A 24,739-nucleotide genomic window follows, 5' to 3' on the forward strand; every position below is an offset into this window, starting at 1 on the left:
ATCAGAGGCCGGTGAAGGTGAAGTCCACCTCCGGAGTGCGGCCAGCCACGATATCGGCCAGGGCCGCGGCCGAGCCGCAGGAATGGGTCCAGCCCAGGGTTCCGTGGCCGGTGTTCAGGTAAAGGTTGTGGAAATGGCTTTTGCCGATATAGGGCACGTTGGAGGGCGTCGTTGGCCGCAAGCCTGTCCAGTACTCGGCCTGGTCCCAGTGTCCCGCCCCCGGCAAGATCTCGGCCGCCCTGCGCACGATCGCCCGGCAGCGGATGAAGTCCAGGTTCCGGGTGTAGCCGTTCAGCTCAGCCGTACCAGCCACCCGAATACGGTCACCCAGCCGGGAATACACCAGTTTGTACTCGTCATCCGTCAGGCTCACCTGGAATGCCGCGTCCGGATTTTTTACCGGCACGGTGATCGAATAGCCCTTGGCCGGATAGATATTCAGGAACAAACCCAGCCGCCGGGCCAGCACTGCACTGAAACTACCCAGACAGAGTACGTAACTGTCGGCCCGCAGAACCTGGTGCCGGCCTTCGGTTAACGTCTGAACACCGAGTATCCGATCCCCCGCCTTGTCGAACCCCAGCACCTCGGTGCCGTAGCGAAACTCCACGCCGGCTTCGGCGCAACGGCGGGCCAGGGCCTGGGTAAATTTCCGGGCATCGCCACTTTCGTCATCGGCGGTGTAGGTCGCCCCGGCAATCCGCTGGCGCACATCTTTTAATGCCGGCTCCAGTTCCACCGCGCGGTCGGCATCGATTACCTGCCGGTCACAGCCCAGCTCCCGCATAATCCGCGCCGGCTCCATGGCGGCATCAAATTCCTGCTGGCTGGTGTAAAAATGCAGAATGCCTTTCTCGAGATGGTCATAGTCAATATCCAGCTCTTTACGCAGAGCCTGCAACTGGCTCCGGCTGTAGATGCCCAGATTCACCATCTGGCGGATATTATGGGCCGCCCGGGCAGACGTACATTGAGTCAGAAAGGAAAGCCCCCAACGCCACTGGTAGGGGTCCAGGCGGGGCCGGTAAAGCAGCGGGGCTTCGGGCTGGAACAGCCATTTCAGAATTTTCAGGGGCGCGGAGGGGTTAGCCCAGGGCTCGGCATGGCATACGGAAATCTGGCCGCCATTGGCATAGCTGGTTTCAAGGCCGGCCTGCGCCTGGCGATCCACAACCGTTACCTGGTGCCCCTGCTGCTGCAGAAACCAGGCCGTTGTGATACCCACAACGCCCGCGCCCATGACCACTATGTGCATACCTGCCTCCCCTCAACGTCTGAATGTGGTGAAGCGTCAGCCGCCGGCCCTTTTAACCGTCCACCCCTTTTGCTCAAGCAAGGGCACCAGAAGGTCCCGCTGGTCGCCCTGAATCTCCACCACGCCGTCTTTTACTGTACCACCTGTGCCGCATTTGGCTTTTAGCACTTTGGCGTAGGCCTTGAGTTCTTTGTCGTTCAGGGGAATACCGGTAATCAGCGTTACACCCTTGCCCTTGCGACCCTTGGTTTCTCGGCTTACCCGCACCACGCCGTCACCGGCCGGTCGTTCCGGCTGACCACAGGTGCACTCGGCCACTGGCTGCCGGCACTCCGGGCACATGCGGCCCGTTTCAGTGGAAAATACCAGGCCGCCGTTTCTGTTCTTCATACCCATGGTTGATCCCGTGTACTGATCAGTTCAGGCCCGGAGGGTATTTGGAAAACATCTCGGAGACAACCTCGTCAATCAGCTTGCGCCGGGTTTCCGGAGACTGGTTTTCATTCAGGTAGCGACGACTGGCTGCGCGCCAGACCACCTCTTCGTTGCGCCGGTCGGCCAGCTCAACCACCAGCTTGCCTTCGGTGATTTCCCGCACAGGTGGCGGTGCCGACAGGGCCCAGCCAAAGTTACCCCGGCCAAAGCCGAAACCCAGCCCGACGCCTACCTGCTCCAGGCGCTCTTCGGGCACAATCTGCCAGCTCACCAGCAGGTCAGCCTCGGTATCGGGCAGCTTTTTCATCGCCTTGCGGGTAAATTCACGCTCAATGGCATTACGAACCCGGCTGTCATCCAGCGAGGTAAAACCGGAATCCTGCTGGTTGGGTGCAAAGGCCCAGCTGGCGTAGTTACCGAACACGGTTGCCGAGTTGTAGTCCGTCACGACATTGCTGGCACAACCGGCCAGAACCAGCGCCATTGCTGCTACAAACAGAATACGCATCGCTCTTCTCCCCTGTTTAATTGGCCGCTTGATCCAGTATACGCCGGCAAACGGTCAGCCGGATGCTGCTAACTTCTATGTGTCAAAACGGTAATCGAGTTTCTGGGCATCGCAGAAGGCGGCAAACTCCGCCTGCCGCACTTCCGGCACCGACACCCGGGCATTCACACGGGAACTGTAGGTAATGTCTTCAATGGTGCCTTCGTGGCCGTCGCACCAGTGCCGTAGCGGCTGTTCATCGGCAAAGCCAAGTTCCACATCCGCCAGCACCCGTGCCTGCTGCACGGTACGGCCAACTTCCGACAACACACTCTCGGCAGCGCCTGCGTAGGCGCGCACCAGGCCGCCGGCGCCCAGTTTGATACCACCAAAATAGCGGATCACGATCACCAGCACATCGCCCATATCCTTGTGCTGGATCACGTTCAGAATGGGCTTACCGGCGGTGCCGGAGGGTTCACCATCATCGTTCATGGCGGCTTCCGCTGCCGAGCCGGGGCGGCCTATCTGGTATCCCCAGCAAACGTGCCGGGCGTCCGGAAAGTCGGCATGGGCCCGGGCAACGTGCTCGCGCACCTCGTCCCGGCTGCTCACCGGGTACACGCGGGCAATGAAACGGCTTTTTTTCACTTCCGTTTCCCGCTCAAGGTATCCTGACGGGACCGGGTAATCTTTACTCATGATACTCTCTCAACCGGCAACCGGATGTTTACCTCAAGCCCACCCTCGGGACGATTCCGTGCGGTAATTGTTCCGCCATGGGCCGCTACGATGTCCCGGGCAATCGCAAGGCCAAGGCCCCAGCCTTTACCACCCCGGGACTTGTCCGCGCGAAAGAACGGCTCGAACAGGTGCTGCAACAGCTCCTCCGGAGCGCCCGGGCCGTCATCGGCAATATCCACCTGAAGACTGCCATCGGGGGCCGACACTGACACCCGCACGGATTTACCCGAAGGCGTGTGGTCAAGGGCATTCTGCAGCACGTTATCAAACGCCCGCTGCAACAATCCGGCATCGCCCCGTACCGACACCGCCCGGGAAGCGTCAGTAGCATCCAGCTGGCAGTCCACACCCCGTTGTGCGGCAAAGTCCGCGGCATCCTGCAGCACCCGGTTGATCAGCTCCAGTGGCTGCACCGGTTCCCGCTCCATGGCGTCACCGTTCTCCGACACCCGGTACAGCGTCAGAATCTGACCGGTCATGGTTTCCAGCCGCTCATTCTGGCGCAGGATACTGGCCATCATGGCGGGGTCTGCCCCGGTGTCACTGGCCAACTCTATGGCCACCCGTTGCCGGGCCAGGGGTGTTCTCAGGTCATGGGAAATATCACGCAGAAGATGGTTCTGGCGTTCCAGTAACTGGCACAGCCGGTCGGTCATGGCGTTGAAGGCGGTCGCCAGTTGCCCCACCTCGTCACGCCGCCGGGCAATACGCTGAGGCACCCGCAGCCGGGTATCGCCGGCGGCAATGGCCTGGGCGGTGCTCTCCATATGTTTCAAGGGCTTGGACACCAGGCGGGCAATCCACCAGCAGGCCAGGGAGATCAGGACAAACGCCAGTGCAAATTCCAGGAAACGGAACAACCTCGGGTCCAGCCAGCCGTCGCCACCCATCCGGGGCCAGGCAACCAGCTGGTAACCTTCCTCCAGGTTAATCAGTGCCGGCTTGTTGGGGTACCAGCCCGACTGAATCCGCTCACGGATATTGCGCGGCAGCCCGCGATGCCCTTCTTCTTTCTCGATCAGCATCAGGTGCAGGTCAAGGCGCTCGCCCTCTGACCGCAGGAACCGCCACATTTCGCCGCGGTTTTCCCGGTTGCGAAGGTTCAGGGCCTCCCGGGCGATCTCATGCAAGCCAACTTGCCGTTCAACGGCCTGCCGCTCCCGATCCAGCAAGTAACGGGTGGCGAGGTTACTGGCCACAACGGTAACGGCCATCGCCAGCCAGATCGAAATAAATATCCGCCAGAACAGCGGGAACATGAATGACTTCATTGTGCCGGTACCCGATAGCTGTAACCCAGCCCCCGCACAGTTTCGATGCGAGGCGGATCATCGTTCCCCAGCTTTTTGCGCAGGTTGCTGATATGCATATCCAGGGTGCGGTCGTAAGCCTCCAGCCGGCGGCCCAGGGCCCACTGCATCAGGTCGGTTTTGCGCACCACACTGCCGGCATGGGCCAGCAACACCTGCAGCACTTCGTATTCGGTGGCAGTTAACTCCAGCGGAGCGTCATCCTGGTAAATACGCCGCTGCCCCGGTTCTACCCGCAAGTCGCCATAGGTTCGGGTGGCATCCACATCGGTTTTCTGGTCCCAGGCAATACGGCGCAGCAACGCCTGCAGGCGGGCGACCAGTTCACGGGGGTTACAGGGTTTGGGGATGTAGTCGTCTGCTCCCACTTCAAAGCCGACAATACGATCGGTTTCGTCTCCACGGGCGGTCAGCAGAATCACCGGCAAATGGGTTTCGGCTCTCAGTTCACGCAGCACATCCAGGCCATTGATATCCGGCAGCATGATGTCCAGAACCACAATGTCACAATCGTGGGCCAACGCCAGTGCCAGTCCGTCACGGCCATTGGCGGCCTCACGCACGCTGAAACCCTGGGTGCTCAGATACTGCGACAGCAGTTCCCTGAGTTCGTCATCGTCTTCAACCAGCAGTACCCGGTTCTGCATATCCGTTTCTCTCCTGTTGCCCGGCAACAGTCTAACACGGCGCCCGGGCACGGCTGACGGCCAGGCATTTGCCTTTACCGAACCTTTACACCAGCCTGACACCAACTGACGTTGCACCGGCGTACTATGATCACCACAGGAACACCAACCGATGAGGCAACAACCATGAAAGCAAAAACATCCTTACTGACCGCCGGCGTACTGATGGCCGCGATGTTCGCCGCCAGCCCCGCAGCTATGGCCCAGGATCAGGGCATGAAGAAGCAGGGTGGCAAATGGGACCAGAAAGAAATGTGCGAGAACTTCCGCGAAGGCAAAGGCAAGTTCAGCGCCGAGTACCGTGAAGAGCGCCAGGCCGAAATGCAGAAATACCGGGCTGAAATGGCCGACCGGCTGAAGCTGACTGACGAGCAACGCGAGATCTGGGACGAGATCCACCAGGAGCGTCAGCAAAAGCAGCAGGAGCGCATGGGCAAATGGCAGCAGAAGATGGAGAAACGCTGCGGTAACGCCCAGAAGTGATCACAAGCCCGGTTCTGTCGTATGGTATAGGGAAAGTTAACAGAGCTTGCCCGAAACCATGGCAGAACCCGTCTCACCTGACATCACCCTGACCACCTGCGCCAGCATCACGGACATTCCCCGTGACGACTGGCAACGGCTGGCCGGGCGCAACAATCCTTTCCTGCGCTACGAATTCTTTCAGGCGCTGGAAGATTCCGGCTGTACCCGTACCGAAACCGGGTGGACACCCTGCCACCTGGTTTTTCGCATGCAAGGCAAGATCTGCGGTCTGGCCCCGGCCTACCTGAAAAACCACTCCAGGGGCGAATACGTGTTCGACTGGAGCTGGGCCGAAGCCTACCAGCGTTACCAGCTGCCCTATTACCCGAAGCTGCTGATCGCCATTCCGTTTACCCCGTCACAGGGGCCAAGGTTATTGCTGGATGCTTCGTTACGGGCGCAACTTACGCCCGCCCTGCTCGATCAGTTACTGGGCAATCTGACCCAGCAGCTGGGCGCCCATTCCTGGCACCTGCTGTTTCCGGATGCGCCGGACCAGGCCCTGCTTGGCCACGACCAGGAACTGCACCGCACCGGCTGCCAGTTCCACTGGCACAACCGTGGTTACCAGAACTTTGAAGACTTTCTGGCGGCACTGACTTCCCGCAAGCGCAAATCCATCCGCAAGGAACGCCGGCAAGTGGCGGATCAGGAGATTACCTTTCACACCTTCCACGGCCGGGACATCTCCGACCAGGTGCTGTCGGCATTCTTTGTGTTCTACCAGGCCACATACCTGAAAAGAGGCCAGGCACCCTACCTGAACCAGGCCTTTTTCGAACTGCTGCGGGAACACCTGCCGGAGCACCTGCACATCATCATGGCCGTGCGCCATGGCGAGATGATTGCCGGCGCCTTGTTCCTGGCCGGTGAAACCACCCTCTACGGCCGCTACTGGGGCTGCCTGGAAGAGTATGATCATCTGCACTTTGAAACCTGCTACTACCAGGGCATCGAACTTGCCCTGAAGCTGGGGCTCCAGCACTTCGACGCCGGAGCCCAGGGCGAACACAAACTGGTGCGGGGCTTCGAGCCGGTGATCACCCACTCCTGGCATGGCATTCTGCACCCGGGTTTCCGGGAGGCTATCGCTGATTTCTGTAGCGAGGAATCCGAACACGTACAGGCCTACTTCGCCGAATCACAAACCCTGCTGCCCTACCGCAACGAACAAACCTGAGGTACCACGACTCTGAAACTGGGCTCGCGCGCTCTAACCCAGATAACGCACCAGGGCCGCAGCCAGCAGACCGACGGTAATCGAAGGCAAGGGTTTACGGGTGGCCAGCATGGTTATCCCGGTGGCCACCAACGCAGCCAGGGCCCCGAGATCACCGTCTACCGCCATAGGCACAATGATGGCGATCAACACCGAGCTAGCCATGGTGTTGATAAAACTCTCGACCCGGGGATTGATGCGCACGAACGACATCAGGAACACACCGCCGAAGCGGGTGACCAGGGTAACCACTGTCATAATGGCAATCAGCGCCAGTACGCCGGCGGAGGTGGTTTCAATGGTCACTCGCCACCTCCTTGCCTGAACCTGCCTTGGGCTCCAGCCAGAACAACCCGATCAAGCCGCCAGCCAGCGCTCCGACCACCACATGCATGTTCGGCGGCAGCCATTTCCAGGCCGCCAGCGCACTGACCGCCGCCACCAGCCAGGCCACCAGAACCCGGGGTGATTTCCGGCCGCCCAATGCCATCGTCAGCAAGAAACATCCCAGCACCATATCCAGCCCGAATGCCTCCGGGTTCTGCATAAGGCCACCGAAATACACCCCCAGCGCGGTACCCAAAACCCACGCCAGCCATAGCACCAGACCGCCGCCCACAATCACCTCCAGATTGTGTCGACCGTTCTGATAGTCCTGGGCGCAGGCCGCCCAGTTGGCATCCGTCAGTAGCAGCATCAGACCGTACCGTCGCCCGGGCGGCACCTGCTTCAACATCGGATACAGCGAAGCGCCCATCAAAAGGTGGCGGGAGTTGATGGCAAACACCACCACCATCATCGGCAGCACAGACACCTCCGTGCCCCACAAATCCAGCGCACCAAACTGCGAAGCCCCGGCAAACACCGTGGCGCTCATCAGAATCGATTCAAGCGGCGACAACCCCTCCTGGGTAGACGCCAGGCCGAAAGCTGCACCAAACGCCACCACAAACAACGAAATGGGCAGCAGCCGGAAAAACTCCGCCCGCACCCTGCTCGCCTGAAACTGGTAGGAATAGTGCGCGCCAGACATCAGTCCTGACTCCCTCCTCGGCTATCAAAACAACCCGCCAGAACCGCCCGCATCTTCTCCGCACCGAGCTCATTCATCAGTGCGATATTCCGATCAGGAATCCCGTCCACATTCGGATAACCATCAATCGCCGCCTCCAGACTCGCTTCCCGCAGCAAGTGCAGCATAGGATACGGAGACCGGTTGGTGTAGTTCTCCGCAGCCCCCGGCTCGGTTTCAGCAAACTGGTAATCCGGGTGGAAACTGGCGATCTGGTAAACACCCTCAAGCTCCAGATAGGCCAGCAACGCATCAGCCGCGTCCAGAAACTCGTTGTAGGCGTAGAAATCCTGCAGCACGTCCGGATGAATCAACAGTGTTGTCTCAACCTCCGGTTCGTCTTCCAGACGCTGCAATTCACCATGCAGGGCCTGCAGAAGGTCGTCTTCGTTTGTGGCGTTTGTCACCGTAAACCGAACCCGGTTCTTGACCAGCTCCCGCTTGGCGAAGGGGCACAGGTTGTAGCCAACGACTACATCTTCGACCCACTTGCGAGTAGCGTTAATAACCTGAGATTCATTCAAAATAGTTGCCTTTACGTGTTTCTGAATACAGCTCCGAAGTCAGAGCGCGGGTTTGGGTTGGGCCTTCCAAAACTGTGCGGAGCCATGGATGGCGGAGCTCAAGCGTCACATGGATGTGCCGAAGGAGCGTGTTTTGGAAGGCCCAACCCACACCCGTGCCGGCACCCCATGTTTAATACTTAAACGTAACCCTGACTCCGAAGATAATCATCATAACTGCCACTGAAGTCGGTAATGCCATCCGCCTTCAACTCGATGATCCGCGTCGCCAGCGAAGAAACAAACTCCCGGTCGTGGCTGACAAAAATCATCGTCCCCGGATAATTCTCCAGCGCCAGGTTCAACGCCTCGATGGACTCCATATCCAGGTGATTCGTCGGCTCATCCATCAGCATCACATTCGGCTTCTGCAGAATCAGCTTACCAAACAGCATCCGCCCCTGCTCACCACCGGAAATCACCTTCACCGACTTACCGATATCATCCCCGGAAAACAGCATCCGCCCCAGAGTACCGCGCACCAGCTGCTCACCACCGGTGGTCCACTGGGCCATCCAGTCGGTCAGGGTGTCGTCACGGGCAAAGTCGGCGGTATGGTCCTGGGCGAAGTAGCCTACCTCCGCACTGTCGGTCCACTTCACCTCGCCGGCATCCGGCTCATAGGCGCCAGCCAGACACTGCAGCAAAGTGGTTTTACCGATACCGTTGGGGCCGATGATGGCCACACGCTCGCCGGCTTCGATCTGCAAATCCAGGTTCTTGAACAGCGGGCCTTCGTCGAAGCCCTTGGTCAGGCCTACCAGGGTGACCGCCTGGCGGTGCAGTTTCTTGCCCTGCTCGAAGCGGATAAACGGGCTCACCCGGCTTGACGGCTTCACCTCTTCCAGCTGGATCTTGTCGATCTGGCGGGCACGGGAGGTGGCCTGCTTGGCCTTGGAAGCGTTGGCCGAGAAGCGGCTGACAAACTGCTGCAGTTCGGCAATCTGGGCCTTCTTCTTGGCGTTATCTGACAGCATGCGCTCGCGGGCCTGGGTGGCGGCGGTCATGTATTCGTCGTAGTTGCCCGGGAAAAGTCGCAGCTCACCGTAGTCCAGGTCCGCCATGTGGGTACAGACACTGTTCAGGAAGTGGCGGTCGTGGGAGATGATGATCATGGTGCTGTTGCGGGCCACCAGAATGTTTTCCAGCCAGCGGATGGTGTTGATATCCAGGTGGTTGGTGGGCTCGTCCAGCAGCAGTACGTCCGGGTCAGAGAACAGGGCCTGGGCCAGCAGCACGCGAAGTTTCCAGCCCGGAGCCAGGGCGCTCATGGGCCCTTCATGCTGCTCCAGAGGAATATCCAGGCCCAGCAGCAGTTCGCCGGCGCGGGATTCGGCGGTGTAGCCGTCCATTTCGGCGAACTCCACTTCCAGGTCCGCCACGGCCATGCCGTCTTCTTCGCTCATTTCCGACAGGGAATAGATGCGGTCCCTTTCTTTCTTCACATTCCACAGTTCTTCGTGCCCCATGATCACGGTGTCCATCACCGTGCAATCCTCGTAGGCGAACTGATCCTGGCGCAGCTTACCCAGGCGGATGTTCGGCTCCAGCATGACCTGCCCGGCCGAGGGCTCCAGGTCGCCACCCAGAATCTTCATCAGGGTGGACTTGCCGCAGCCGTTGGCACCGATCAGACCGTAACGGTTGCCGTTGCCGAACTTGGCAGAAACATTTTCAAACAGGGGCTTGGCCCCGAACTGCATGGTGAGATTGGCGGTGGAGATCAAGAAAAGAACCTGCAAACGTAAGGGCCGGGACAACGCCGGCGAAGAGAAACCGCGCATTGTACAGGTTTGCAAGGCAGACTGTGAGACCGCAGAAACACCGACAAAAAGCGCTTGCCTCTGGCGGCCGGTGCGGGCAGCATTCGTGTCAGACGTTTCCGTCCATACACCCGTCATCCAACTACAGGATATTGATCATGGCACAAGCAACTGCACGCCACATTCTGGTAGACAGCGAAGCCAAGTGTGAAGAACTGAAAAAAGCCATCGAAGGTGGCCAGGATTTCGCGGAAGTCGCGAAGCAGCATTCATCCTGCCCGTCTGGCCGCAATGGCGGCGACCTGGGTTCTTTCGGCCCGGGCCAGATGGTTCCCGAGTTTGACAAGGCCGTGTTCAGCAGCGATCTGAACACCGTGATCGGCCCCATCAAGACCCAGTTTGGCTACCACCTGCTGGAAGTGACTTCCCGCAGCTAAGGTTTGCCGGCCGCCTGTGCATCGCGCAGGCGGCACTGTTCCGGTTAAAACGTAAACGCCCTACTCCCCGCCGAAGTTCCCAAACGCCGCCAGCCTTGCTCCGATGCTTTCAACCGGTTCGATGACGGCTTGCTGAACACTGTTTGTGACCACCCGGGTGAAACTCCTGCCCGCCTCGCTTTCAAGAAAATCCAGATACAGATTCATTTCCTGGTTGCTGATGTCGCGATAGGTGAACAGATAGCCGTCGTAGACTTGCTGGCCCACCATCCCCCGCAAAGCCGGGCGCTGGCTTTCCAGCCGTTCGCGCATTTTTTCGTGGTGCACCGAATCCCGGCTCAGGGCCGCCATGGCGGTGCCCAACCCGAGCTGAACGGCGATGGTGGTATCCACTGCACTCTCGGTGGCCCGTGACGCCGCATCGAAGCGATCAAACAGCTTTTCCCGGGCCGTACCCTGGTAGCGTTTGTTCAGATCTTCCGCCCGGCTGCGAATCTCCGGCCAGGCTGCCGGTGCGGACGCGGCGATTTCCGCCTCGGCGATCTTGCCGGCCACCGGTGTCTGGTACCAGCTGTGCACCTCTTCCAACTGCTCCGGTGTCAGGGCAGCTTCCAGGTTGGCGACAATCCTTTGCTCTATATCGGCTGCACGAAAACTGTTGCTGACCAGAAACCCGATGCTGTCTGCCACCATGGGCGGCACCTGGCCACTCTGTTTCAGGCCGTCCTGAATACCCCGGCTCATCATCTCCGGGTACTGGGCCACAATGTCATCTACCGGAGATGCTTCCAGAACCTCCCTGGCATCAGGCGCAGCCTGGGCCGTGCCCGCAAGCATAAAGCCGGTGATTAAAAGAGGTTTAACTAGGGAGTTCAGTCGCATTTCTCTATTATCCTGATGATCGAATCGCCCTGTTTATGACACGGCAACAGGCGCCCGGGCAAGTGTCCGTGGGGCTTCGGAGATGACAGTTTGGTAGGGATGAGCCGGAAAAAGACCAGAAAACCCCGAAAAAACCGCAACAAGCGTTTTAATGTGTGGCGCTCACGGGTGAGCTGGTATGGCCTGCCCCTGCTCGGCCTGGTCATCGGCATCTGGGCAACGCTGCGTTTCAGCCTGCTGGCGCCCGACCCGCCGGCCAACACGGACAACATCTGCGAGATCTTCCGCGAACATACCGCTTGGTATGACTACGCCCGGGCCTCACAGGAGAAATGGGGCACGCCTGTGGCTACCCAGCTGGCGTTTGTCTATTACGAATCATCCTTTCGCAGCCACGCCCGCCCTCCCCGCACCCGGCTCTGGGGGCTGATTCCGAGGAAACGACCCACCACCGCGCTGGGCTATGCCCAAGCCCTGGACCCGGCCTGGGGTGAATACCTGATTGCCACAGACGGCAGCTGGCGAACCGTTCGCACCGATATGGAATATGCGCTGGATTTCGTGGGCTGGTACAACCAGCTGAGCCACCGGCACCTGGGCATTGCCCTGACCGCGCCCGCGCAGCTGTATCTTGCCTACCACGAGGGCCGCGGCGGCTATGCCCGGCGATCCTTTGCCCAGAAACCAGCCATCAAGTCCCTCGCGCAGAGGGTTCAGAACCGGGCCTTTCGGTACCACAACCAGCTGCAAACCTGCGAAGCCGAGTTCCAGTGCTGGCGGTGGTATCAGTTCTGGCCCTTCTGTTCGGCTGAAGGTTGAGCTCAGAGAGTTGCGCTGAACTCGACGGCAGACTCCAGTGCCTGCAGGCGTTCGGCCAGAAACTCCATCACAATCCGCACCCGGGCCATTTGCTGGGTGTCCTGGTTGACGTGCAACCAGAGGTCGACACTTTCACCGTCCAGGGGGTCTGACAGCCGGCGTAATTCCTTTGCCGGCTCGCCAAGGTAGCAAGGCAGAACCGCCAGCCCGGCGCCGGCCCTGGCCAGAGCGGCCATCGCCTGCAGGCTGTTGCAGCGAATGACCGAGTTTACGTTCTTGAGATGCTTGCGGTACCACCGGCCCGTTGCCAGGTGGCTGAAAGACTCATCCGGAAGAATCCAGGTGCAGGCTTCCGGCTGGTTTTCGATGTCCATATCGCGATTGCGCCGGCAGTATTTCGCAGCGCCATAAACCGCCGAATCAATCGCGGCAATACGCTCGCCTTCGAGGGTAGCCTGGGGTTTATTTTCCGGGCGAAGCGTCAGGTCGGCTTCCCGGTGGCTCAGGTTGGCAACATCGTTGTCGGTGAGCACTTCCAGTTCGATGTCCGGATACTCCCGCACCAGTTCCGCCAGGATCGGGCTGAGCAGCTCGTTCATCATGGCGTCTTCAGCGGCAATCCGGACCTTGCCCACAGGCGCACCGTCCTGGCCCACCAGTTTGCGTTCGAGGTTTTCCATATCGGTTGCCAGCCTTTCCGCTTCCCGAAAGGCCATTTCCCCGACTGGTGTCAGCTGCAATCCGTCCCGGTTGCGCTCGAAAAACTGAACCCCCAGGGACTCTTCCATCTGGTCAAGTCGCCGTAAAACAGTGGTTTGGTGAACACCCAGCAATTCACCGGCTTTTGCGAAGGTTCCGGCTATTGCCAGAGCCCGTATATATCGAAGATAATCCCAGTCCATAGTTACTGCATATTTGCAACGTGAGTACGGAGTTTACCGTATTCAAACTGCAAATAAGAACCCCTAGAATTGTTTGCAAGTTAACGATTCCAGCCACCCGATGAAGGAGGAAGGCGCCATGATTCAGAAGTACACCGCGAGCGTTCGCCCGCAGCCATCAAGCATCCTCCACAATGGAGTGGAGATGCGCCGCCAGTATACCCGCGCCGCGACAAAACAGGTGATGCAGTTTATCGGCCGCAAACTGCGCATTGCCAACCGCAAAGCAGTTGCCGCAGCCCAGGATATGCCCCAGGTACAGGGCGGCGTATAAGCCCGGCAGCCTGAATCAAAAAACCCCGGCATGGATTCCATGCCGGGGTTTTTGTTTGCCTCGAAGAACGTTCAGAACTCCCAGATCACCTTGGCATTCCGGGCAAACCACTCGTCCATCTTGCGGTTGTAGTAATCTTCGATCACGTTGCGCTTGATCTTCATGGTGGGTGTGAGCATCCCGTTCTCCATAGTCCAGGGCTCCCGGACCACCACCACAAAGGCAACCTTCTCGTGGGATTCGCAGTCGGCGTTCACCGCTTCCAGCTCCCGGGCAAGCTCCTGCTCCAGTTCGCTGCAATCCGCCCCCCGATCCAGCTCATCACGCGCTTCTTCTGATAGCAAAACCATCAGGCAGGGTTGCGGCTGATTGGCACCGGCCACGCACACAACCTCCGCTTTCGGGTGGTTAAACCGGTTTTCGATCGGCACCGGCACCACGTACTTACCCTTGGAGGTTTTGAACAGGTCTTTCACCCGGCCGGTGATTCGCAGATAGCCCTGCTCGTCGATTTCGCCCATATCACCGGTTTTCAGGAAGCCGTCTTCGGTAATATCTTCCCGGGTTTTCTCCTCATTCTTGAAGTAACCCACCATCTGCCCGGGACTTTTCACCTGAACCTCGCCGCCATCGCCAATCCGGTGTTCAACGCCCGGGTTGGCCATACCCACGCTGCCAACCCTTGCCTGCCCGGGCCGGTTGGCGTGGGAATAGCCGAAGTTTTCAGACATGCCATAAACCTCCAGCAACTCCAGCCCCAGGTTCCGGTACCAGCCAATAATCTCGGCCGAGAGTGGTGCTGCGCCGGTCAGGGCCGCCCGGCAATGGTCCAGCCCCAGTTGCTTCAATACTTTCTTTCTTACCAGGGAGCTGATCACCGGAATACTGAACAGCAGCTTCTGCTTCTTCGGGGGCAGCTTGGCATTCACCCCCAGGTAGAACTTCATCCACAGGCGAGGCACCGAGAAAAACAGCGTAGGACGCGCCCGCTGCAGGTCTTCCTGGAAGGTGTCCAGCGAGTTGGCAAAGTAAAGATGGAAGCCGTAATACAGGGACTGGGTTTCTACGGCTGCCCGCTCCGCCACGTGGGCCAGCGGCAGGTAGGACAACATGCGCTCGGAAGAGGACACCGGGAACAACTGCTGCAGGCCGTCTGCCACCGAAATCATGGTACGGAAGCTGTGCATCACGCCCTTGGGCCGGCCGGTACTGCCGGACGTGTAGACAATGGTCGCCAGGTCATCCGGGTTCGGCAGCCTGGGCTCGGCAGGCGACTGACTGGCAACGATGTCCTGCCAGGTTGGCGTGTCGTTCCTGGGCGACATGGGCAACGAAACAATCGGCAGATCCGGAGGAATGTGGCCCTTGATGTCATTCCAGCCATCCGCTGTGCCGTCCAGCTTACCCAGGAACAGCAACTTCGCCTCGCTGTGTTCCAGCACATAGGCCGCGGTTTCACCGTTAAGCGTCGGGTACAGGGGCACGCTTACATGGCCGGCCGCCCATATGGCCAGGTCCGCCAGAATCCAGTGGGCACTGTTTTTTCCAAGGATGGCGATATTGCTGGGCTGAGGTAAGTCCAGCCCGTTCAGGTAACCGGCCATCCGCCGCACCTGATCCGCCGCCTGCGCCCAGGTAATGTCTTCTACCCGGCCATCGGGGTATGGCTGGGTCAGGTAAACGTTGTCAGGATGTTTCTCTGCCCAGTAGAACAGGCTGTGCAGCGAGGTGGGTTTCTGCGGATCGATAGCCATAACGGCTCCTTATTGTTGTTATAGTCATGTTGTCTGGTCGTTATCTGAACAATTTAGTTTGTGACATTTGTCAATCATGGTCTACAGTGAAAACGTCAGCGTATAAATAGCATTGCCAAGGGAGGTAGCTATGAACAAGCCGACACGTTCTGCCATGACCGCTCCAGCCTGGGGCCTGATCCTGCTCGGTTCCTGCGCATTTTTCTACACAGCCTACGCGGGAATGCTGGGTACCTGAAGCGCCCTCAGGGCCAGCCTTCCTCACCCAGCAGGGGCACAAACCGTACATCACCAAAGTTTTCCTGCTGGTAATCATGCTCTGAACGGCGGGTGAGTACTGTCAACTGCTGCACAGAATGCTCAGGCCCCACCGGTATAACCAACCGGCCGCCAATGGTCAGTTGTTGTTTGAGAGAGTCGGGAACCACCGGAGCCCCTGCGGCTACGCAGATGCCATCAAAGGGCGCGGCTTCCGGCCAGCCCAGCGTGCCATCACCGCACATCACATGAACCTGGGAAAATCCGGCTGCATCAAGGTTTCGCCGGGCAAGGTCTGCCAGTTCCGGGATTCGCTCTATGGAATACACTTCAAGCGCCAGGCTGGCCAGCACGGCTGCGGCGTACCCGGAGCCCGTGCCGATATCCAGCACCCGCTCCCGCCCGGTGAGCTCCAGAGCTTCGGCCATCAAGGCCACAATGTAGGGTTGTGAAATGGTTTGGCCGTGGCCAATAGGCAGCGGATGGTCTTCGCAGGCTTCGTCTGCGAGGTGGGCAGGAACGAAAACTTCCCTCGGTACCCTGGCCATGGCTTCCAGTACCCGGCCATCATGAATGCCCCGCCCGGCAATCTGTAACTTCACCATGGCGCGACGCAGGGCTGCAAAGTCGGGATCGGTCGCGTTCATCGCGTTATCCTCCCTGAATTAGATGCCTTCCTGACAGATTACGCCTAACTCCAGACAGAAACCATCCCGATGGTGCTGACCACCAGCAGCACTACACCCAGCACCCGGAAAAACAACGAACCTTCGGCCTGGAGCATGCGGCCGTGCACATAGAGCCCGATCACATGTCCCACGGCCGCCGCCGGCAGCAGCCACAAATGATGAATGAGTTGCAGGTCGACACCCGCCCAGATAAATGCCGACAGCTTGATCAGTACCAGGATAAACCACAGGGCAAACAAGGTATCCCTGAGCTTCTCCTTGGGTAGGTGCTGCGCCGCCACCGCGATAATCAGCGGAGCACCAATCAGTGAAGTGCCACTGATGTAGCCCCCCAGCATCAGGAAAATGGTATCGACCGTCTTGCTGCCACTGCGGAACGGACGGTTGGCAATGTATGACAGTGAATACAACGCAACAATCACGAAAATGATCGAGCTCATCACATAGCCCGGCAGGGTAATCAGCCCGAATACCCCGATCAGTTTGGGCACAATCATGATCGCCAGCAGGCGCCCCAGATAACGCCAGTCTACGGTGCCCGTGCCACCGGCCTGCCGGTCCTTCGCGCCTTTCCGGTTGTTGAGCCAGATGGTGAGGGAGGAGAACACCAGCAGGTGTATCGAAATCAACGGCAAAAACACCAAAGGTTCATCAAGAACCAGTAAAAGGAACGGCAGGGACAACACGGCACCACCGAAACCCAGCCCTGACCGGACAAACCCGCTCCAGACAAAGATCAATGCAATCAGGATATACTGAACTACAGTCAGGTCAGACATGGGTAAAAGCGGGCTCCGGCATGCAGGTTAGAACGGCTGGGCTAAAAGCTAATGATGACACGGAGGGGAGACAGATGCAGGATGCCAACCGTCGCAGATTCTGGCAGAGCTGTCTGTTGGGTTTGATGTTACTGGCGCTGGCCGGAAATTCCCACAGCGACGATAGTATTATCAACCGGGTCGAGGCCTTGCAGGCCGGTGAGCCGGTGGTGGTTCTTGGCGCTCACCTGCACTCCCGGGACGCGCTCGTGCAGTTCTATGAAGCCCGAAACTACGAACCGGCATGGCGCTCTTTCCCGGCACGGGAGGAACTGCTGCAAGCCATCCGCGAAGTCTCCAATGAAGGCCTGAACCCTGGCGACTACCATTACGACAGCCTGGCGGACTTTGCGTCGCAGCCGCTGGACCACAATGGTGAGGACCTGCAGGCTGATCTCGACCTGGTATTGTCTGACGCCTTCCTGCTGCTTGCCACACACCTGCATGATGGCAAGCTTGACCAGGAAACCCGCTCCGCCCGCTGGCAACCTTCCGAACAGCAAAGGAAAATGCATGAAGTACTGGCGGCCGCCATACTGGACCACAGCATCGACAAAACCCTGCAAGGCCTGAAACCGGAAGCGCCGGCCTACCGCAAACTGGTGGCGCTCCGCAAAGAAGTCTCTGACCTTTTAGGGCAGCCCTGGCCGGTGATCGACTCCGGCCCGGCCATCCGGCCCGGGGATACAGACTCCAGAATGATTGAGGTCCGTGAGCGGCTGAGGCTGCTCGGCGACCTGCCAGCCCGGGACAACGACAGCTCAGAAGCATTCGATACCGGCTTTGCCGACCAGCTGTACAGTGATGACCTGCTCGCCGTGATTCCAGCCTTCCAGGCCCGCCACGGACTGGATCCCGACGGCATCATCGGCCGTAAAACCCTGGCGGCCATCAACCAGATGCCCCTGGAACGGCTACAACAGATCGACGCCAACCTGGAGCGATGGCGCTGGCTGCCGGATTCGCTGGGCGATACCTACATCTTGGTAAACATTGCCGGTTATGAGCTGATCATGGTGGAAAACGGCCAGGAAACCATGCGCCAGCGGGTGATCGTCGGCCAACCCTACCGGCAGACACCGGTGTTCAGTGACCGTATCCGCTACCTGGTCTTCAACCCCACCTGGACGGTTCCGCGCCGGCTGATGATCGAAGACCAGCTGCCAGTGATCCGCCGAGATCCCGGCTACCTGGACCGGCTCGGCTTCAAGGTATATCAAGGCTGGGGCGCCAACCGTGTCGAGATTGATCCCGCTACCATCGACTGGGATAGCCTGACCAAAAACAACTTCCCCTATCAACTGGTGCAGCAGCCCGGACCGCAGAACGCCGTCGGCCAGGTGAAATTCATGTTCCCGAACCAGTATGATGTGTACCTGCACGACACCCCGGGCCAATACCTGTTCAGCCGAATGGATCGTACCCTGAGTTCCGGCTGCATCCGGGTGGAGCGGCCGTTTGAGCTGGCGAATAAGTTGCTCGAGGGCAACAGCGACTGGGACCATCGGGCCATTCAGGAAGCCCTGCAATCGAGCGAGCCGATCAACGCCATCCTCCGGAACCCGGTGCCGGTTCACCTGCAGTACTGGACCGTCTGGGTTGATCGCGCCGGAACCTACCAGTTCCGGGAGGATATCTACGGGCGCGACCGCCAGTTACTGCAGGCCCTTCGTTCCGACTGGCAAGGCAACCTGCAACTGACACCAAGGAGCCATTGATGAAACGCGCAGCCGTCACACTGCTGCTAAGTGCGGCCCTGGCAGCTTGCCAGAGCCTTCCCGGGCCAAAAGGCGATATTGCCGATGACGCGGTATTGCTGAAGGCCCATCATTGCCTTGAAGAAAAAGTGGGCGACCAGAACCGCATCCACTTCGGCCCCTGCCTGAAGGTTATCAGCATCAACGACGAGCCCCCGCAAGTCAGTGATGACGGCTTTATTACCCTGCCCGTGCGGCAGGCCATGACCATCGGAACCTCCTGCGTGTACCGCCATGCCGATGGCACCCCGATACCCAGCACCGTGCAAACCCGGGATTTCCCGGTTGCCAGCAATACCTTTACCAATGGCGGCCAGCGCTGGTACCTTCACGCCCACAAACAGGCACGGCAGGTGATCGGTTGCGAGCCCACCCTGTCACGGTCTGTTTACCCCACCCGAAAAACCGACTGAACAGAGAAACCCCATGACCCTGACCACCTGGTTAGCTGTTGTAACCATCTGCGTGCTTGGCGCCATGTCGCCCGGCCCCTCCCTGGCCCTGGTGCTGAAACAGACCATGACCGGCGGGCGCCGGAATGGCGTTGTCGCGGCGCTGTCCCATGGTCTCGGCGTGGGCATCTACGCGTTTCTGAGCATTCTCGGCCTGGCGGCGGTAATTACCGCCTCCCCAAGGGCCTTCACCATTCTGCAATGGGCGGGGGCGCTGTACCTGGCATGGCTCGGGTTTAAAGGGCTCACCGCCAAGGCTCAAAGCGACCAGGCCCTGCCCGAAGCTCCCAGCACCCGCAGCGCCGCCCGGGACGGCTTCTTGATTGCCTTCTTCAACCCCAAAATCGCGGTGTTTTTCCTGGCGTTGTTCAGCCAGGTGGTCGGGGTAGATACCAGCCTGATGGCGAAGTTTGGCTATGCCGCTACCGCGCTGGTGATTGATACCGGCTGGTACCTGATTGTGGCCTGGCTGTTTTCCAACCCGAAGTGGCTGGATATGTTGAAGAAACGGGCGGTCTGGTTCGAGCGGGTGTTCGGAGCCATTCTGGTGGCGCTGGCGGGGCGACTGGTGGCCGGTATCGTAGCTGGCAAGTAGAATTCCTGCCAAACCATTACTCAACGGTAAGTGCTTCTCAATTGCGCTTCCTGAAGGGCTGTGCCACTTTTAAAGGGCACCCCTGAAACGGAGGATAGGAGATGCTCTGCTGGGCAAGGCCCCAAGGTCTAGGTTTTCACCGGTCGTGGCCCTCCGGTCACAACGAGGGCCACCCCGGCTACTGCGACCACGCCACCGGCTATCGCCATTGGCCCCAGCCGTTCATCAAACAGAATGAAGGCTTCCAGCGCCGTCACCGGCGGCACCAGGTAGAACAGACTCGCCACCTGGGAAGCAGCCCCTCTGCGTATCAGCCACATCAGAATCAGAATTGCACTTACCGACAACCCGAATACCAGCCAGCCCAGGGCAAGGCTGAACTGCAGTGACCACTGGATTTCGCGGGTTTCCAGAGTAAAAGCACCCAGGGCAAACAAGGCAGCGGCGGCGGTGTACTGGATCATGGTGCCAGAGATCAGATCTACCCCGGTTCCGAAACGCTTCTGATAAACCGTTCCCAGCGAAATACCAACCAGGGACAATCCTGCCCAAAACAAGGTAACCGGAGAGAAGCCGGCTCCGCTTGAATCCTCCCCCAGCTTCTCAGCCAGCACCAGGGCCACCCCCACCAATCCCATAACCAACCCTGACCACTGACGGCCCGCCACCGTTTCCCGAAGCAACAAGACCGCCGCCAAGGCCGTGACCAAGGGCTGCAAGCCAACGATCAACGATACCAGCCCAGAAGGCATGCCCTGATCAATGGCATAGAACACGCCGCCCAAATAGGTCCCCTGCACCAGCAACCCGGTCACCGCCAGGTGCCCGGCTCCGCGCCAACCCGGCCAGCGTGATTTCATCACCAGCGCCAGAACGGCCAACGGTATAAGCGTCAGCAGCATGCGAAGCAGCAGCAGGGTAAACGGCTCTGCGAACGGCAAGCCGTACTTGGCGCCGATAAAACCGGTGCTCCACAACCAGACGAACAGCGCGGGCACAAACAGGGAGTAGTAGATCGGTGGCATAGGTTTCGGCTGCCGCTACACGAATAACAAAGCACCCCACCCGACCGTTTTGGCCGGGTGCAGCGCTACTGTTTCAAACAGGTTGGTGTCAGGGCTCGGCAATCATCGCCTGGAGCTTCTGGGTAAGCTCAACCGCCTCGCACCCCATGGGGGTAAGGTAGCCTCCGTCCATCTGGCTGATCAGACCTTTGGCAAACAGCGTTTCAGCTGCCTTGACGGTCTCCGGCGCAGCGGAATGGGCATGAACCTTGATACCTTCCTGAGTGGAGGTTGAAGGGAACTGCAGCAGAAGGTTCAGTTCAGCAAGGTGCTTTGGCGAGAACGGCATGGAATACTCCCGTGTTGTCATATTCCTAGCAGTGTAGCCTACTGTCTGCACAAGAGCATCGCCGAGTTACCGAAAGTCTCTTGTGAACCCATCAACATTCCGTATCATCACGGCACTAAAATCCTACAATTACCGGTACATTCCCACAGCCAATCCCGGTAAATTCGTTGGTAGGCTGTTTATCCCCAGGCGAGCAATGCGTAACTATTTCCTGAACACACCGGCACGAGCCCTCATCACTGGCCTGTTCCTGGCGATGGCGTTGGTCAGCAACGCCAAGGCCGACAGCATTCAGCGCATTGTCCATCCGGATGGCCGGGTGGAATACACCAACGTGAAGAGCAAGGCACAGCCCCGGGCCTCTACCAAAACCGAAACGGTTTATCGCTACACCGACGAACATGGCGTGGTGGCCTACAGCAGCCAGCGCCCGGGTAACGCCGAGGCGGAGGTTATCCGGTTCCATTGCTATGCCTGCGACCCCGGTTCCAGGGTGGACTGGCACAAGACTCCCCTGTTCCTGACACCCTACCGGGATGAAATCCTGACCGCCGCGCGGGAATACGATGTAGACCCGGCCCTGGTTCGGGCGGTCATCCATGCCGAGTCGGCATTTAATCCCAAAGCGGTTTCTCCCGTGGGCGCACAGGGGCTGATGCAGTTGATGCCTGGCACGGCCGATGAGCTGGGCGTGAACGACCCGTTTGCCATACAGGACAACATTCGTGGCGGCGTCGATTACCTGGCCCAAATGCTCAAACGTTTTGGTGGCGATATCCGCCTGGCTACGGCCGCCTACAATGCCGGCCCGGGTGCCGTCGGGCGCTACAACGGCATTCCCCCCTATGCGGAAACCAAGGCCTATGTTGAACGCGTTGGCATACTGCACCAGCGCTACGCCAAAAACTGATGGGCACCATTCTTAAAAGCCCGGAAATCAAGGGCGATATTGTCCATGTGGCTCGGGATAACTACGGCAACATCCTTGTGATTGACGACCGAAAGCACCGAATCCTGAGCTTTGATTCGGTGTTCGAGCAAAGCAAGATTCTGCGCTCTGCTCCCCAGGTTCCGGTACACGAATACAACCGCGCCATGCTCTTGCCCCTCGCCTTCACCACGCCAGGTAAAGTGACTGTTCTGGGGCTGGGTGGTGGCGCGCTGGCACATGGCCTGTTCACCCTGCTGCCGGAAGCGTCCATCGAGGTTTATGAATTGCGCCGCAAGGTGGCAGACATTGCCAGGGAGTGGTTCTCTCTGCCCGAGTCTGACCGGCTTGATATCCACATTGCCGATGCCCGCGTGGCGGTGGATAACTTACCGGAAGCCGGCACCGATATGATCCTGACCGACCTGTACAGCGCAGACCGCATGAGCCCTGCCCAAAGCCAGCGCCAGTTCATCAAGGCCTGCAGTCGGGCGCTGTCGGCCCGGGGCTGGCTGGTGCTGAACTATCATCGTATGCCAGAACCGGATGGCAACCTGCTTCGGGAGCTCCGGCGCCAGTTTCCCCTGTTACTGGTATTCAAAAGCAAAACCAACAACTGGGTGATTTACGGTCACAAGCAGGCCATTGACCCGCTGCCGGCAGACAAAGCCCGGCTGAATACCCTGGAAGAGCGCCTGCCGATTGGTTGGCGCAAGCTGGTCAACAAACTCAGCCGACTTGCCCCACCCGCCGAATGAAGCTTGCCCGTATCGTCAGCAACCAGAACGGAATCAGCCGCCGCCTTGCCAACCAGTTACTGGCAGCCGGGCGGGTATGGGTGGATGGGGCGGTCTGCCGGGACGGCAACGAAGACATTTCCCGATTCCGGGAAGTGAAGATCGACAAGGACATTATCCAGCCGGCCGAACCGGCCTATTACCTGATGCTGCACAAACCCGCCGGCTACCTGAGTGCCACCCGGGACGACCAGCACCCCACCGTTATGGAATTGATTGAGCCGGAGTTACGCCCGCACCTGCACATTGGCGGGCGCCTGGACCGGGCCAGCACCGGGCTGCTGATTCTGAGCAATGACGGCACCTGGTCTCGCCGGCTGACAGAACCTGCCGTGAAGATTCCGAAAGTGTACCGGGTAACAACCGCTGACCCCATCAGCCCGGAGACAGCCTTACGCTTTGCCGAGGGTATCTGGTTCGAGTACGAGCAATTGACAACCTCTCCTGCACAGCTGGAACCGCTGAACGATCACGAGGCGAGGATCACCATTTTTGAAGGGCGGTATCACCAGGTAAAGCGGATGTTCCACGCGGTGGGCAATCGGGTAACGTCACTGCACCGGGAAAGCATGGGAAGCCTGGTACTGGACCCGGAGCTTCCTGTTGGCGGGTATCGCCACCTGAGCGGCAGCGAGATCCGCTCCGTCGGCTGACGGAGCGGATCAGACACATCAGGCGCGGCTGAGGAACTTGCGCTCTTCCACATTCACCTTGATGCGGTCGCCGGTGGAGATGTGCTCTGGCACCTGAACAACCAGTCCGGTGGTCAGGTGAGCCGGCTTGGTACGCGCGGTGGCAGAACCACCCTTCACAGACGGGTCGGTTTCTTCGATGGTCAGTTCCACCGTAGGTGGCAGGTCAATGGCCACCGGCGTATCGCTGACCAGAATGGCCATCACACCCTGAGTGTCTTCAGTGATGAACAACAGCTCGTCTTCGATGGCGCTCTTGTTCAGCATGTACTGAGTGAAGTCTTCATTGTCCATGAACACGTACTCGTCGCCATCGGCGTAGGAAAACGTGACCGGACGACGCACCAGGTCTGCCAGGTTCAGCATGTCGGAGTCCTTGAAGGTCTCGTCCAGCTTCTGGTTGGTAACCACATCGTACATCCGCATGCGGTACAGGCTGCCGCCGGCACGGCCCTGGGGTACAGAGCGTTCAATGTCCTTAACGAAATACACCCGTCCTTCGTATTCAACGGCCTGGTTCTTTTTAATCTCGCTCGCTTTTGGCATAACACCTGATTCCGAAAAAGTTGATCTTGGTGGGCGCTGATATACCACGACTCGCGCCCGGAAGCGATAGTTGCTACCGCAGTAATCTTACCTGTTTGCCCGGGATAACTCCTCCCGGGTTTTCAATCGCCCTGCCCGACGGATTTCAGCGTTATCAAAGCGCCTTTGTTGCTCAGGGGTTTCCGGCATCGCCGCCGGCACATCCACCGGTTTCCCCTGTTCATCCAGCGCCACAAAAGTGAAAAACGCCGACAGGATATGGCGTGTTTCCCCGGTATAACTGTTTTCCGCCTCCACCTTGGCGCCGATTTCCATGGAAGACCCCCAGCTGCGATTCAGCGACAGGCTGAACAACAGGGTGTCGTTGCCCTTCGCCGGTGCCCGGAAGTGGATGGAGTCGACCGCTGCGGTTACACATACATGGGCAGAATGCCGCTCCGCCACTACCAGGGCCAGACGGTCACACTTGGCCATGATCATGCCACCGAATACCGTGTTATAGGCATTCATATCGTTGGGGAATACTTTATACACATGCTTCTCGATGGCAGAAGCAGCAACAGGCTTGGCCGGTTTGTCAGTCATCTGGCTCATTTCCTTCTGGTTTACCCACAAAAACTGTGGATAACTTTGTTAGCAAGGTAAGGACACCTCGCGCCAGGCTACTGTGCGCCTGGGTTTGCGGGCC

At 59.1% G+C, this 24,739-nt stretch carries 30 protein-coding genes; 11 read left to right on the forward strand and 19 right to left on the reverse strand.

The genetic code is table 11. The features are described 5' to 3' along the window. Position 1: 1 nt before the first annotated feature. From LWH94_RS06740 to LWH94_RS06765, 6 genes are all read right to left on the reverse strand, one after another. Positions 2-1,255 (reverse strand): D-amino acid dehydrogenase, encoded by a 1,254-nt coding sequence (locus LWH94_RS06740; protein WP_232901637.1) that lies wholly within the window; start codon positions 1,253-1,255, stop codon positions 2-4. A gap of 36 nt (positions 1,256-1,291) precedes the next feature. Next, positions 1,292-1,651, reverse strand: a complete 360-nt coding sequence (locus LWH94_RS06745) for a translation initiation factor Sui1 (RefSeq protein WP_232901638.1) — start codon at positions 1,649-1,651, stop codon at positions 1,292-1,294. A 19-nt stretch (positions 1,652-1,670) separates the two neighbouring features. Beyond that, positions 1,671-2,198, reverse strand: coding sequence for a DUF4136 domain-containing protein (locus LWH94_RS06750; RefSeq protein WP_022987965.1), 528 nt, complete (start codon positions 2,196-2,198; stop codon positions 1,671-1,673). Positions 2,199-2,273: 75 nt separating this feature from the next. After that, positions 2,274-2,879, reverse strand: coding sequence for a YigZ family protein (locus LWH94_RS06755; RefSeq protein ID WP_094623827.1), 606 nt, complete (start codon positions 2,877-2,879; stop codon positions 2,274-2,276). Further along, a complete protein-coding gene (locus LWH94_RS06760; RefSeq protein WP_232901639.1) occupies positions 2,876-4,192 on the reverse strand; it encodes a sensor histidine kinase in 1,317 nt (438 codons plus the stop codon). The genes LWH94_RS06755 and LWH94_RS06760 overlap by 4 nt, the downstream gene beginning before the upstream one ends. Further along, positions 4,189-4,878 (reverse strand): response regulator transcription factor, encoded by a 690-nt coding sequence (locus LWH94_RS06765; protein WP_232901640.1) that lies wholly within the window; start codon positions 4,876-4,878, stop codon positions 4,189-4,191. Before LWH94_RS06765 ends, LWH94_RS06760 begins: the two co-directional genes overlap by 4 nt. A 165-nt stretch (positions 4,879-5,043) precedes the next feature. Between LWH94_RS06765 and LWH94_RS06770 the strand changes: the two genes are divergently transcribed. Together LWH94_RS06770 and LWH94_RS06775 are read left to right on the forward strand one after the other, a co-directional pair. Beyond that, positions 5,044-5,400 carry a hypothetical protein gene (locus LWH94_RS06770; protein WP_058341413.1) on the forward strand — a complete coding sequence of 119 codons (357 nt, stop codon included), beginning with the start codon at positions 5,044-5,046 and terminating at the stop codon, positions 5,398-5,400. Positions 5,401-5,458: 58 nt separating this feature from the next. Further along, the gene (locus tag LWH94_RS06775; protein WP_232901641.1) at positions 5,459-6,622 is read left to right on the forward strand and encodes a GNAT family N-acetyltransferase; all 1,164 of its coding nucleotides are present in this window, start codon (positions 5,459-5,461) and stop codon (positions 6,620-6,622) included. Positions 6,623-6,655: 33 nt separating this feature from the next. Here LWH94_RS06775 and LWH94_RS06780 read toward each other — a convergent pair whose 3' ends face one another. From LWH94_RS06780 to LWH94_RS06795, 4 genes are all read right to left on the reverse strand, one after another. After that, positions 6,656-6,967: an AzlD family protein gene (locus tag LWH94_RS06780; protein ID WP_022987959.1), complete on the reverse strand. Its 312-nt coding sequence runs from the start codon at positions 6,965-6,967 to the stop codon at positions 6,656-6,658. Continuing rightward, a complete protein-coding gene (locus LWH94_RS06785; RefSeq protein WP_022987958.1) occupies positions 6,957-7,694 on the reverse strand; it encodes an AzlC family ABC transporter permease in 738 nt (245 codons plus the stop codon). Before LWH94_RS06785 ends, LWH94_RS06780 begins: the two co-directional genes overlap by 11 nt. Next, entirely contained in the window at positions 7,694-8,257 is a 564-nt protein-coding gene (locus LWH94_RS06790) for a DUF1415 domain-containing protein (RefSeq protein WP_022987957.1), read from the reverse strand. Before LWH94_RS06790 ends, LWH94_RS06785 begins: the two co-directional genes overlap by 1 nt. A gap of 179 nt (positions 8,258-8,436) precedes the next feature. Beyond that, on the reverse strand, positions 8,437-10,023 hold the full coding sequence (locus tag LWH94_RS06795; protein ID WP_232901642.1) for an ABC-F family ATPase: 1,587 nt from the start codon (positions 10,021-10,023) through the stop codon (positions 8,437-8,439). A 194-nt stretch (positions 10,024-10,217) separates the two neighbouring features. Between LWH94_RS06795 and LWH94_RS06800 the strand changes: the two genes are divergently transcribed. Next, the gene (locus LWH94_RS06800) at positions 10,218-10,496 is read left to right on the forward strand and encodes a peptidylprolyl isomerase (RefSeq protein ID WP_022987955.1); all 279 of its coding nucleotides are present in this window, start codon (positions 10,218-10,220) and stop codon (positions 10,494-10,496) included. Between the two features lie 60 nt (positions 10,497-10,556). Here LWH94_RS06800 and LWH94_RS06805 read toward each other — a convergent pair whose 3' ends face one another. Further along, positions 10,557-11,378, reverse strand: a complete 822-nt coding sequence (locus LWH94_RS06805) for a DUF2059 domain-containing protein (protein ID WP_232901643.1) — start codon at positions 11,376-11,378, stop codon at positions 10,557-10,559. Between the two features lie 99 nt (positions 11,379-11,477). Here LWH94_RS06805 and LWH94_RS06810 point away from each other — a divergent pair, with 99 nt between their 5' ends. Further along, the gene (locus tag LWH94_RS06810) at positions 11,478-12,197 is read left to right on the forward strand and encodes a transglycosylase SLT domain-containing protein (protein ID WP_232901644.1); all 720 of its coding nucleotides are present in this window, start codon (positions 11,478-11,480) and stop codon (positions 12,195-12,197) included. Positions 12,198-12,199: 2 nt separating this feature from the next. Here the strand turns inward: LWH94_RS06810 and LWH94_RS06815 are convergent, their stop codons facing one another. After that, entirely contained in the window at positions 12,200-13,099 is a 900-nt protein-coding gene (locus tag LWH94_RS06815) for a LysR family transcriptional regulator (protein WP_036218924.1), read from the reverse strand. A gap of 118 nt (positions 13,100-13,217) precedes the next feature. Here LWH94_RS06815 and LWH94_RS06820 point away from each other — a divergent pair, with 118 nt between their 5' ends. Beyond that, the gene (locus tag LWH94_RS06820) at positions 13,218-13,412 is read left to right on the forward strand and encodes a hypothetical protein (RefSeq protein ID WP_022987951.1); all 195 of its coding nucleotides are present in this window, start codon (positions 13,218-13,220) and stop codon (positions 13,410-13,412) included. 71 nt (positions 13,413-13,483) lie between these two features. On the opposite strand, the gene LWH94_RS06825 is transcribed toward LWH94_RS06820, so the two are convergent. From LWH94_RS06825 to LWH94_RS06835, 3 genes are all read right to left on the reverse strand, one after another. Next, the gene (locus tag LWH94_RS06825; RefSeq protein ID WP_232901645.1) at positions 13,484-15,166 is read right to left on the reverse strand and encodes an AMP-binding protein; all 1,683 of its coding nucleotides are present in this window, start codon (positions 15,164-15,166) and stop codon (positions 13,484-13,486) included. Between the two features lie 245 nt (positions 15,167-15,411). Then, on the reverse strand, positions 15,412-16,071 hold the full coding sequence (locus LWH94_RS06830; RefSeq protein ID WP_232901646.1) for a protein-L-isoaspartate(D-aspartate) O-methyltransferase: 660 nt from the start codon (positions 16,069-16,071) through the stop codon (positions 15,412-15,414). A 44-nt stretch (positions 16,072-16,115) separates the two neighbouring features. Next, entirely contained in the window at positions 16,116-16,892 is a 777-nt protein-coding gene (locus LWH94_RS06835) for a TSUP family transporter (RefSeq protein WP_232901647.1), read from the reverse strand. Positions 16,893-16,966: 74 nt separating this feature from the next. On the opposite strand from LWH94_RS06835, the gene LWH94_RS06840 reads away from it, so the two are divergent. From LWH94_RS06840 to LWH94_RS06850, 3 genes are read left to right on the forward strand one after another with little or no spacing between them, the layout of a single operon-like run. Further along, positions 16,967-18,649, forward strand: a complete 1,683-nt coding sequence (locus tag LWH94_RS06840; protein WP_232901648.1) for a L,D-transpeptidase family protein — start codon at positions 16,967-16,969, stop codon at positions 18,647-18,649. Then, the gene (locus LWH94_RS06845) at positions 18,649-19,101 is read left to right on the forward strand and encodes a hypothetical protein (RefSeq protein ID WP_022987946.1); all 453 of its coding nucleotides are present in this window, start codon (positions 18,649-18,651) and stop codon (positions 19,099-19,101) included. Before LWH94_RS06840 ends, LWH94_RS06845 begins: the two co-directional genes overlap by 1 nt. A gap of 13 nt (positions 19,102-19,114) precedes the next feature. Next, on the forward strand, positions 19,115-19,735 hold the full coding sequence (locus LWH94_RS06850; protein WP_232901649.1) for a LysE family translocator: 621 nt from the start codon (positions 19,115-19,117) through the stop codon (positions 19,733-19,735). Between the two features lie 128 nt (positions 19,736-19,863). Here LWH94_RS06850 and LWH94_RS06855 read toward each other — a convergent pair whose 3' ends face one another. Beyond that, a complete protein-coding gene (locus tag LWH94_RS06855; protein ID WP_232901650.1) occupies positions 19,864-20,760 on the reverse strand; it encodes a DMT family transporter in 897 nt (298 codons plus the stop codon). Positions 20,761-20,848: 88 nt separating this feature from the next. Next, positions 20,849-21,088, reverse strand: coding sequence for a TIGR02647 family protein (locus tag LWH94_RS06860; RefSeq protein ID WP_022987942.1), 240 nt, complete (start codon positions 21,086-21,088; stop codon positions 20,849-20,851). Positions 21,089-21,284: 196 nt separating this feature from the next. Between LWH94_RS06860 and LWH94_RS06865 the strand changes: the two genes are divergently transcribed. Genes LWH94_RS06865 through LWH94_RS06875 form a run of 3 tightly spaced genes read left to right on the forward strand, consistent with a single transcriptional unit; the run spans position 21,285 to position 23,466 of the window. Further along, on the forward strand, positions 21,285-21,998 hold the full coding sequence (locus tag LWH94_RS06865) for a lytic transglycosylase domain-containing protein (protein ID WP_442914970.1): 714 nt from the start codon (positions 21,285-21,287) through the stop codon (positions 21,996-21,998). Beyond that, a complete protein-coding gene (locus LWH94_RS06870) occupies positions 21,998-22,774 on the forward strand; it encodes a spermidine synthase (RefSeq protein ID WP_232901651.1) in 777 nt (258 codons plus the stop codon). The genes LWH94_RS06865 and LWH94_RS06870 overlap by 1 nt, the downstream gene beginning before the upstream one ends. Then, the gene (locus LWH94_RS06875) at positions 22,771-23,466 is read left to right on the forward strand and encodes a pseudouridine synthase (protein WP_232901652.1); all 696 of its coding nucleotides are present in this window, start codon (positions 22,771-22,773) and stop codon (positions 23,464-23,466) included. The genes LWH94_RS06870 and LWH94_RS06875 overlap by 4 nt, the downstream gene beginning before the upstream one ends. Positions 23,467-23,484: 18 nt before the next feature. Here LWH94_RS06875 and efpL read toward each other — a convergent pair whose 3' ends face one another. After that, positions 23,485-24,051, reverse strand: coding sequence for an elongation factor P-like protein EfpL (efpL, locus tag LWH94_RS06880; protein WP_058341429.1), 567 nt, complete (start codon positions 24,049-24,051; stop codon positions 23,485-23,487). 87 nt (positions 24,052-24,138) lie between these two features. Further along, a complete protein-coding gene (locus tag LWH94_RS06885; protein WP_199457969.1) occupies positions 24,139-24,636 on the reverse strand; it encodes an acyl-CoA thioesterase in 498 nt (165 codons plus the stop codon). Between the last annotated feature and the right edge of the window lie 103 nt (positions 24,637-24,739).

The sequence above is a fragment of the Marinobacter sp. G11 genome, from assembly GCF_021282325.1.
GTDB lineage: Bacteria > Pseudomonadota > Gammaproteobacteria > Pseudomonadales > Oleiphilaceae > Marinobacter > Marinobacter vinifirmus.

Excerpts from the sequence above, each read along its gene's own strand:
- LWH94_RS06740 (WP_232901637.1), bottom strand. The coding sequence starts at position 1,255 with ATGCACATAGTGGTCATGGGCGCGGGCGTTGTGGGTATCACAACGGCC.
- LWH94_RS06745 (WP_232901638.1), bottom strand. The coding sequence starts at position 1,651 with ATGGGTATGAAGAACAGAAACGGCGGCCTGGTATTTTCCACTGAAACG.
- LWH94_RS06750 (WP_022987965.1), bottom strand. The coding sequence starts at position 2,198 with ATGCGTATTCTGTTTGTAGCAGCAATGGCGCTGGTTCTGGCCGGTTGT.
- LWH94_RS06755 (WP_094623827.1), bottom strand. The coding sequence starts at position 2,879 with ATGAGTAAAGATTACCCGGTCCCGTCAGGATACCTTGAGCGGGAAACG.
- LWH94_RS06760 (WP_232901639.1), bottom strand. The coding sequence starts at position 4,192 with ATGAAGTCATTCATGTTCCCGCTGTTCTGGCGGATATTTATTTCGATC.
- LWH94_RS06765 (WP_232901640.1), bottom strand. The coding sequence starts at position 4,878 with ATGCAGAACCGGGTACTGCTGGTTGAAGACGATGACGAACTCAGGGAA.
- LWH94_RS06770 (WP_058341413.1), top strand. The coding sequence starts at position 5,044 with ATGAAAGCAAAAACATCCTTACTGACCGCCGGCGTACTGATGGCCGCG.
- LWH94_RS06775 (WP_232901641.1), top strand. The coding sequence starts at position 5,459 with ATGGCAGAACCCGTCTCACCTGACATCACCCTGACCACCTGCGCCAGC.
- LWH94_RS06785 (WP_022987958.1), bottom strand. The coding sequence starts at position 7,694 with ATGTCTGGCGCGCACTATTCCTACCAGTTTCAGGCGAGCAGGGTGCGG.
- LWH94_RS06800 (WP_022987955.1), top strand. The coding sequence starts at position 10,218 with ATGGCACAAGCAACTGCACGCCACATTCTGGTAGACAGCGAAGCCAAG.
- LWH94_RS06805 (WP_232901643.1), bottom strand. The coding sequence starts at position 11,378 with ATGCGACTGAACTCCCTAGTTAAACCTCTTTTAATCACCGGCTTTATG.
- LWH94_RS06810 (WP_232901644.1), top strand. The coding sequence starts at position 11,478 with ATGAGCCGGAAAAAGACCAGAAAACCCCGAAAAAACCGCAACAAGCGT.
- LWH94_RS06815 (WP_036218924.1), bottom strand. The coding sequence starts at position 13,099 with ATGGACTGGGATTATCTTCGATATATACGGGCTCTGGCAATAGCCGGA.
- LWH94_RS06820 (WP_022987951.1), top strand. The coding sequence starts at position 13,218 with ATGATTCAGAAGTACACCGCGAGCGTTCGCCCGCAGCCATCAAGCATC.
- LWH94_RS06825 (WP_232901645.1), bottom strand. The coding sequence starts at position 15,166 with ATGGCTATCGATCCGCAGAAACCCACCTCGCTGCACAGCCTGTTCTAC.
- LWH94_RS06830 (WP_232901646.1), bottom strand. The coding sequence starts at position 16,071 with ATGAACGCGACCGATCCCGACTTTGCAGCCCTGCGTCGCGCCATGGTG.
- LWH94_RS06835 (WP_232901647.1), bottom strand. The coding sequence starts at position 16,892 with ATGTCTGACCTGACTGTAGTTCAGTATATCCTGATTGCATTGATCTTT.
- LWH94_RS06840 (WP_232901648.1), top strand. The coding sequence starts at position 16,967 with ATGCAGGATGCCAACCGTCGCAGATTCTGGCAGAGCTGTCTGTTGGGT.
- LWH94_RS06845 (WP_022987946.1), top strand. The coding sequence starts at position 18,649 with ATGAAACGCGCAGCCGTCACACTGCTGCTAAGTGCGGCCCTGGCAGCT.
- LWH94_RS06850 (WP_232901649.1), top strand. The coding sequence starts at position 19,115 with ATGACCCTGACCACCTGGTTAGCTGTTGTAACCATCTGCGTGCTTGGC.
- LWH94_RS06855 (WP_232901650.1), bottom strand. The coding sequence starts at position 20,760 with ATGCCACCGATCTACTACTCCCTGTTTGTGCCCGCGCTGTTCGTCTGG.
- LWH94_RS06860 (WP_022987942.1), bottom strand. The coding sequence starts at position 21,088 with ATGCCGTTCTCGCCAAAGCACCTTGCTGAACTGAACCTTCTGCTGCAG.
- LWH94_RS06865 (WP_442914970.1), top strand. The coding sequence starts at position 21,285 with ATGCGTAACTATTTCCTGAACACACCGGCACGAGCCCTCATCACTGGC.
- LWH94_RS06870 (WP_232901651.1), top strand. The coding sequence starts at position 21,998 with ATGGGCACCATTCTTAAAAGCCCGGAAATCAAGGGCGATATTGTCCAT.
- LWH94_RS06875 (WP_232901652.1), top strand. The coding sequence starts at position 22,771 with ATGAAGCTTGCCCGTATCGTCAGCAACCAGAACGGAATCAGCCGCCGC.
- efpL (WP_058341429.1), bottom strand. The coding sequence starts at position 24,051 with ATGCCAAAAGCGAGCGAGATTAAAAAGAACCAGGCCGTTGAATACGAA.
- LWH94_RS06885 (WP_199457969.1), bottom strand. The coding sequence starts at position 24,636 with ATGACTGACAAACCGGCCAAGCCTGTTGCTGCTTCTGCCATCGAGAAG.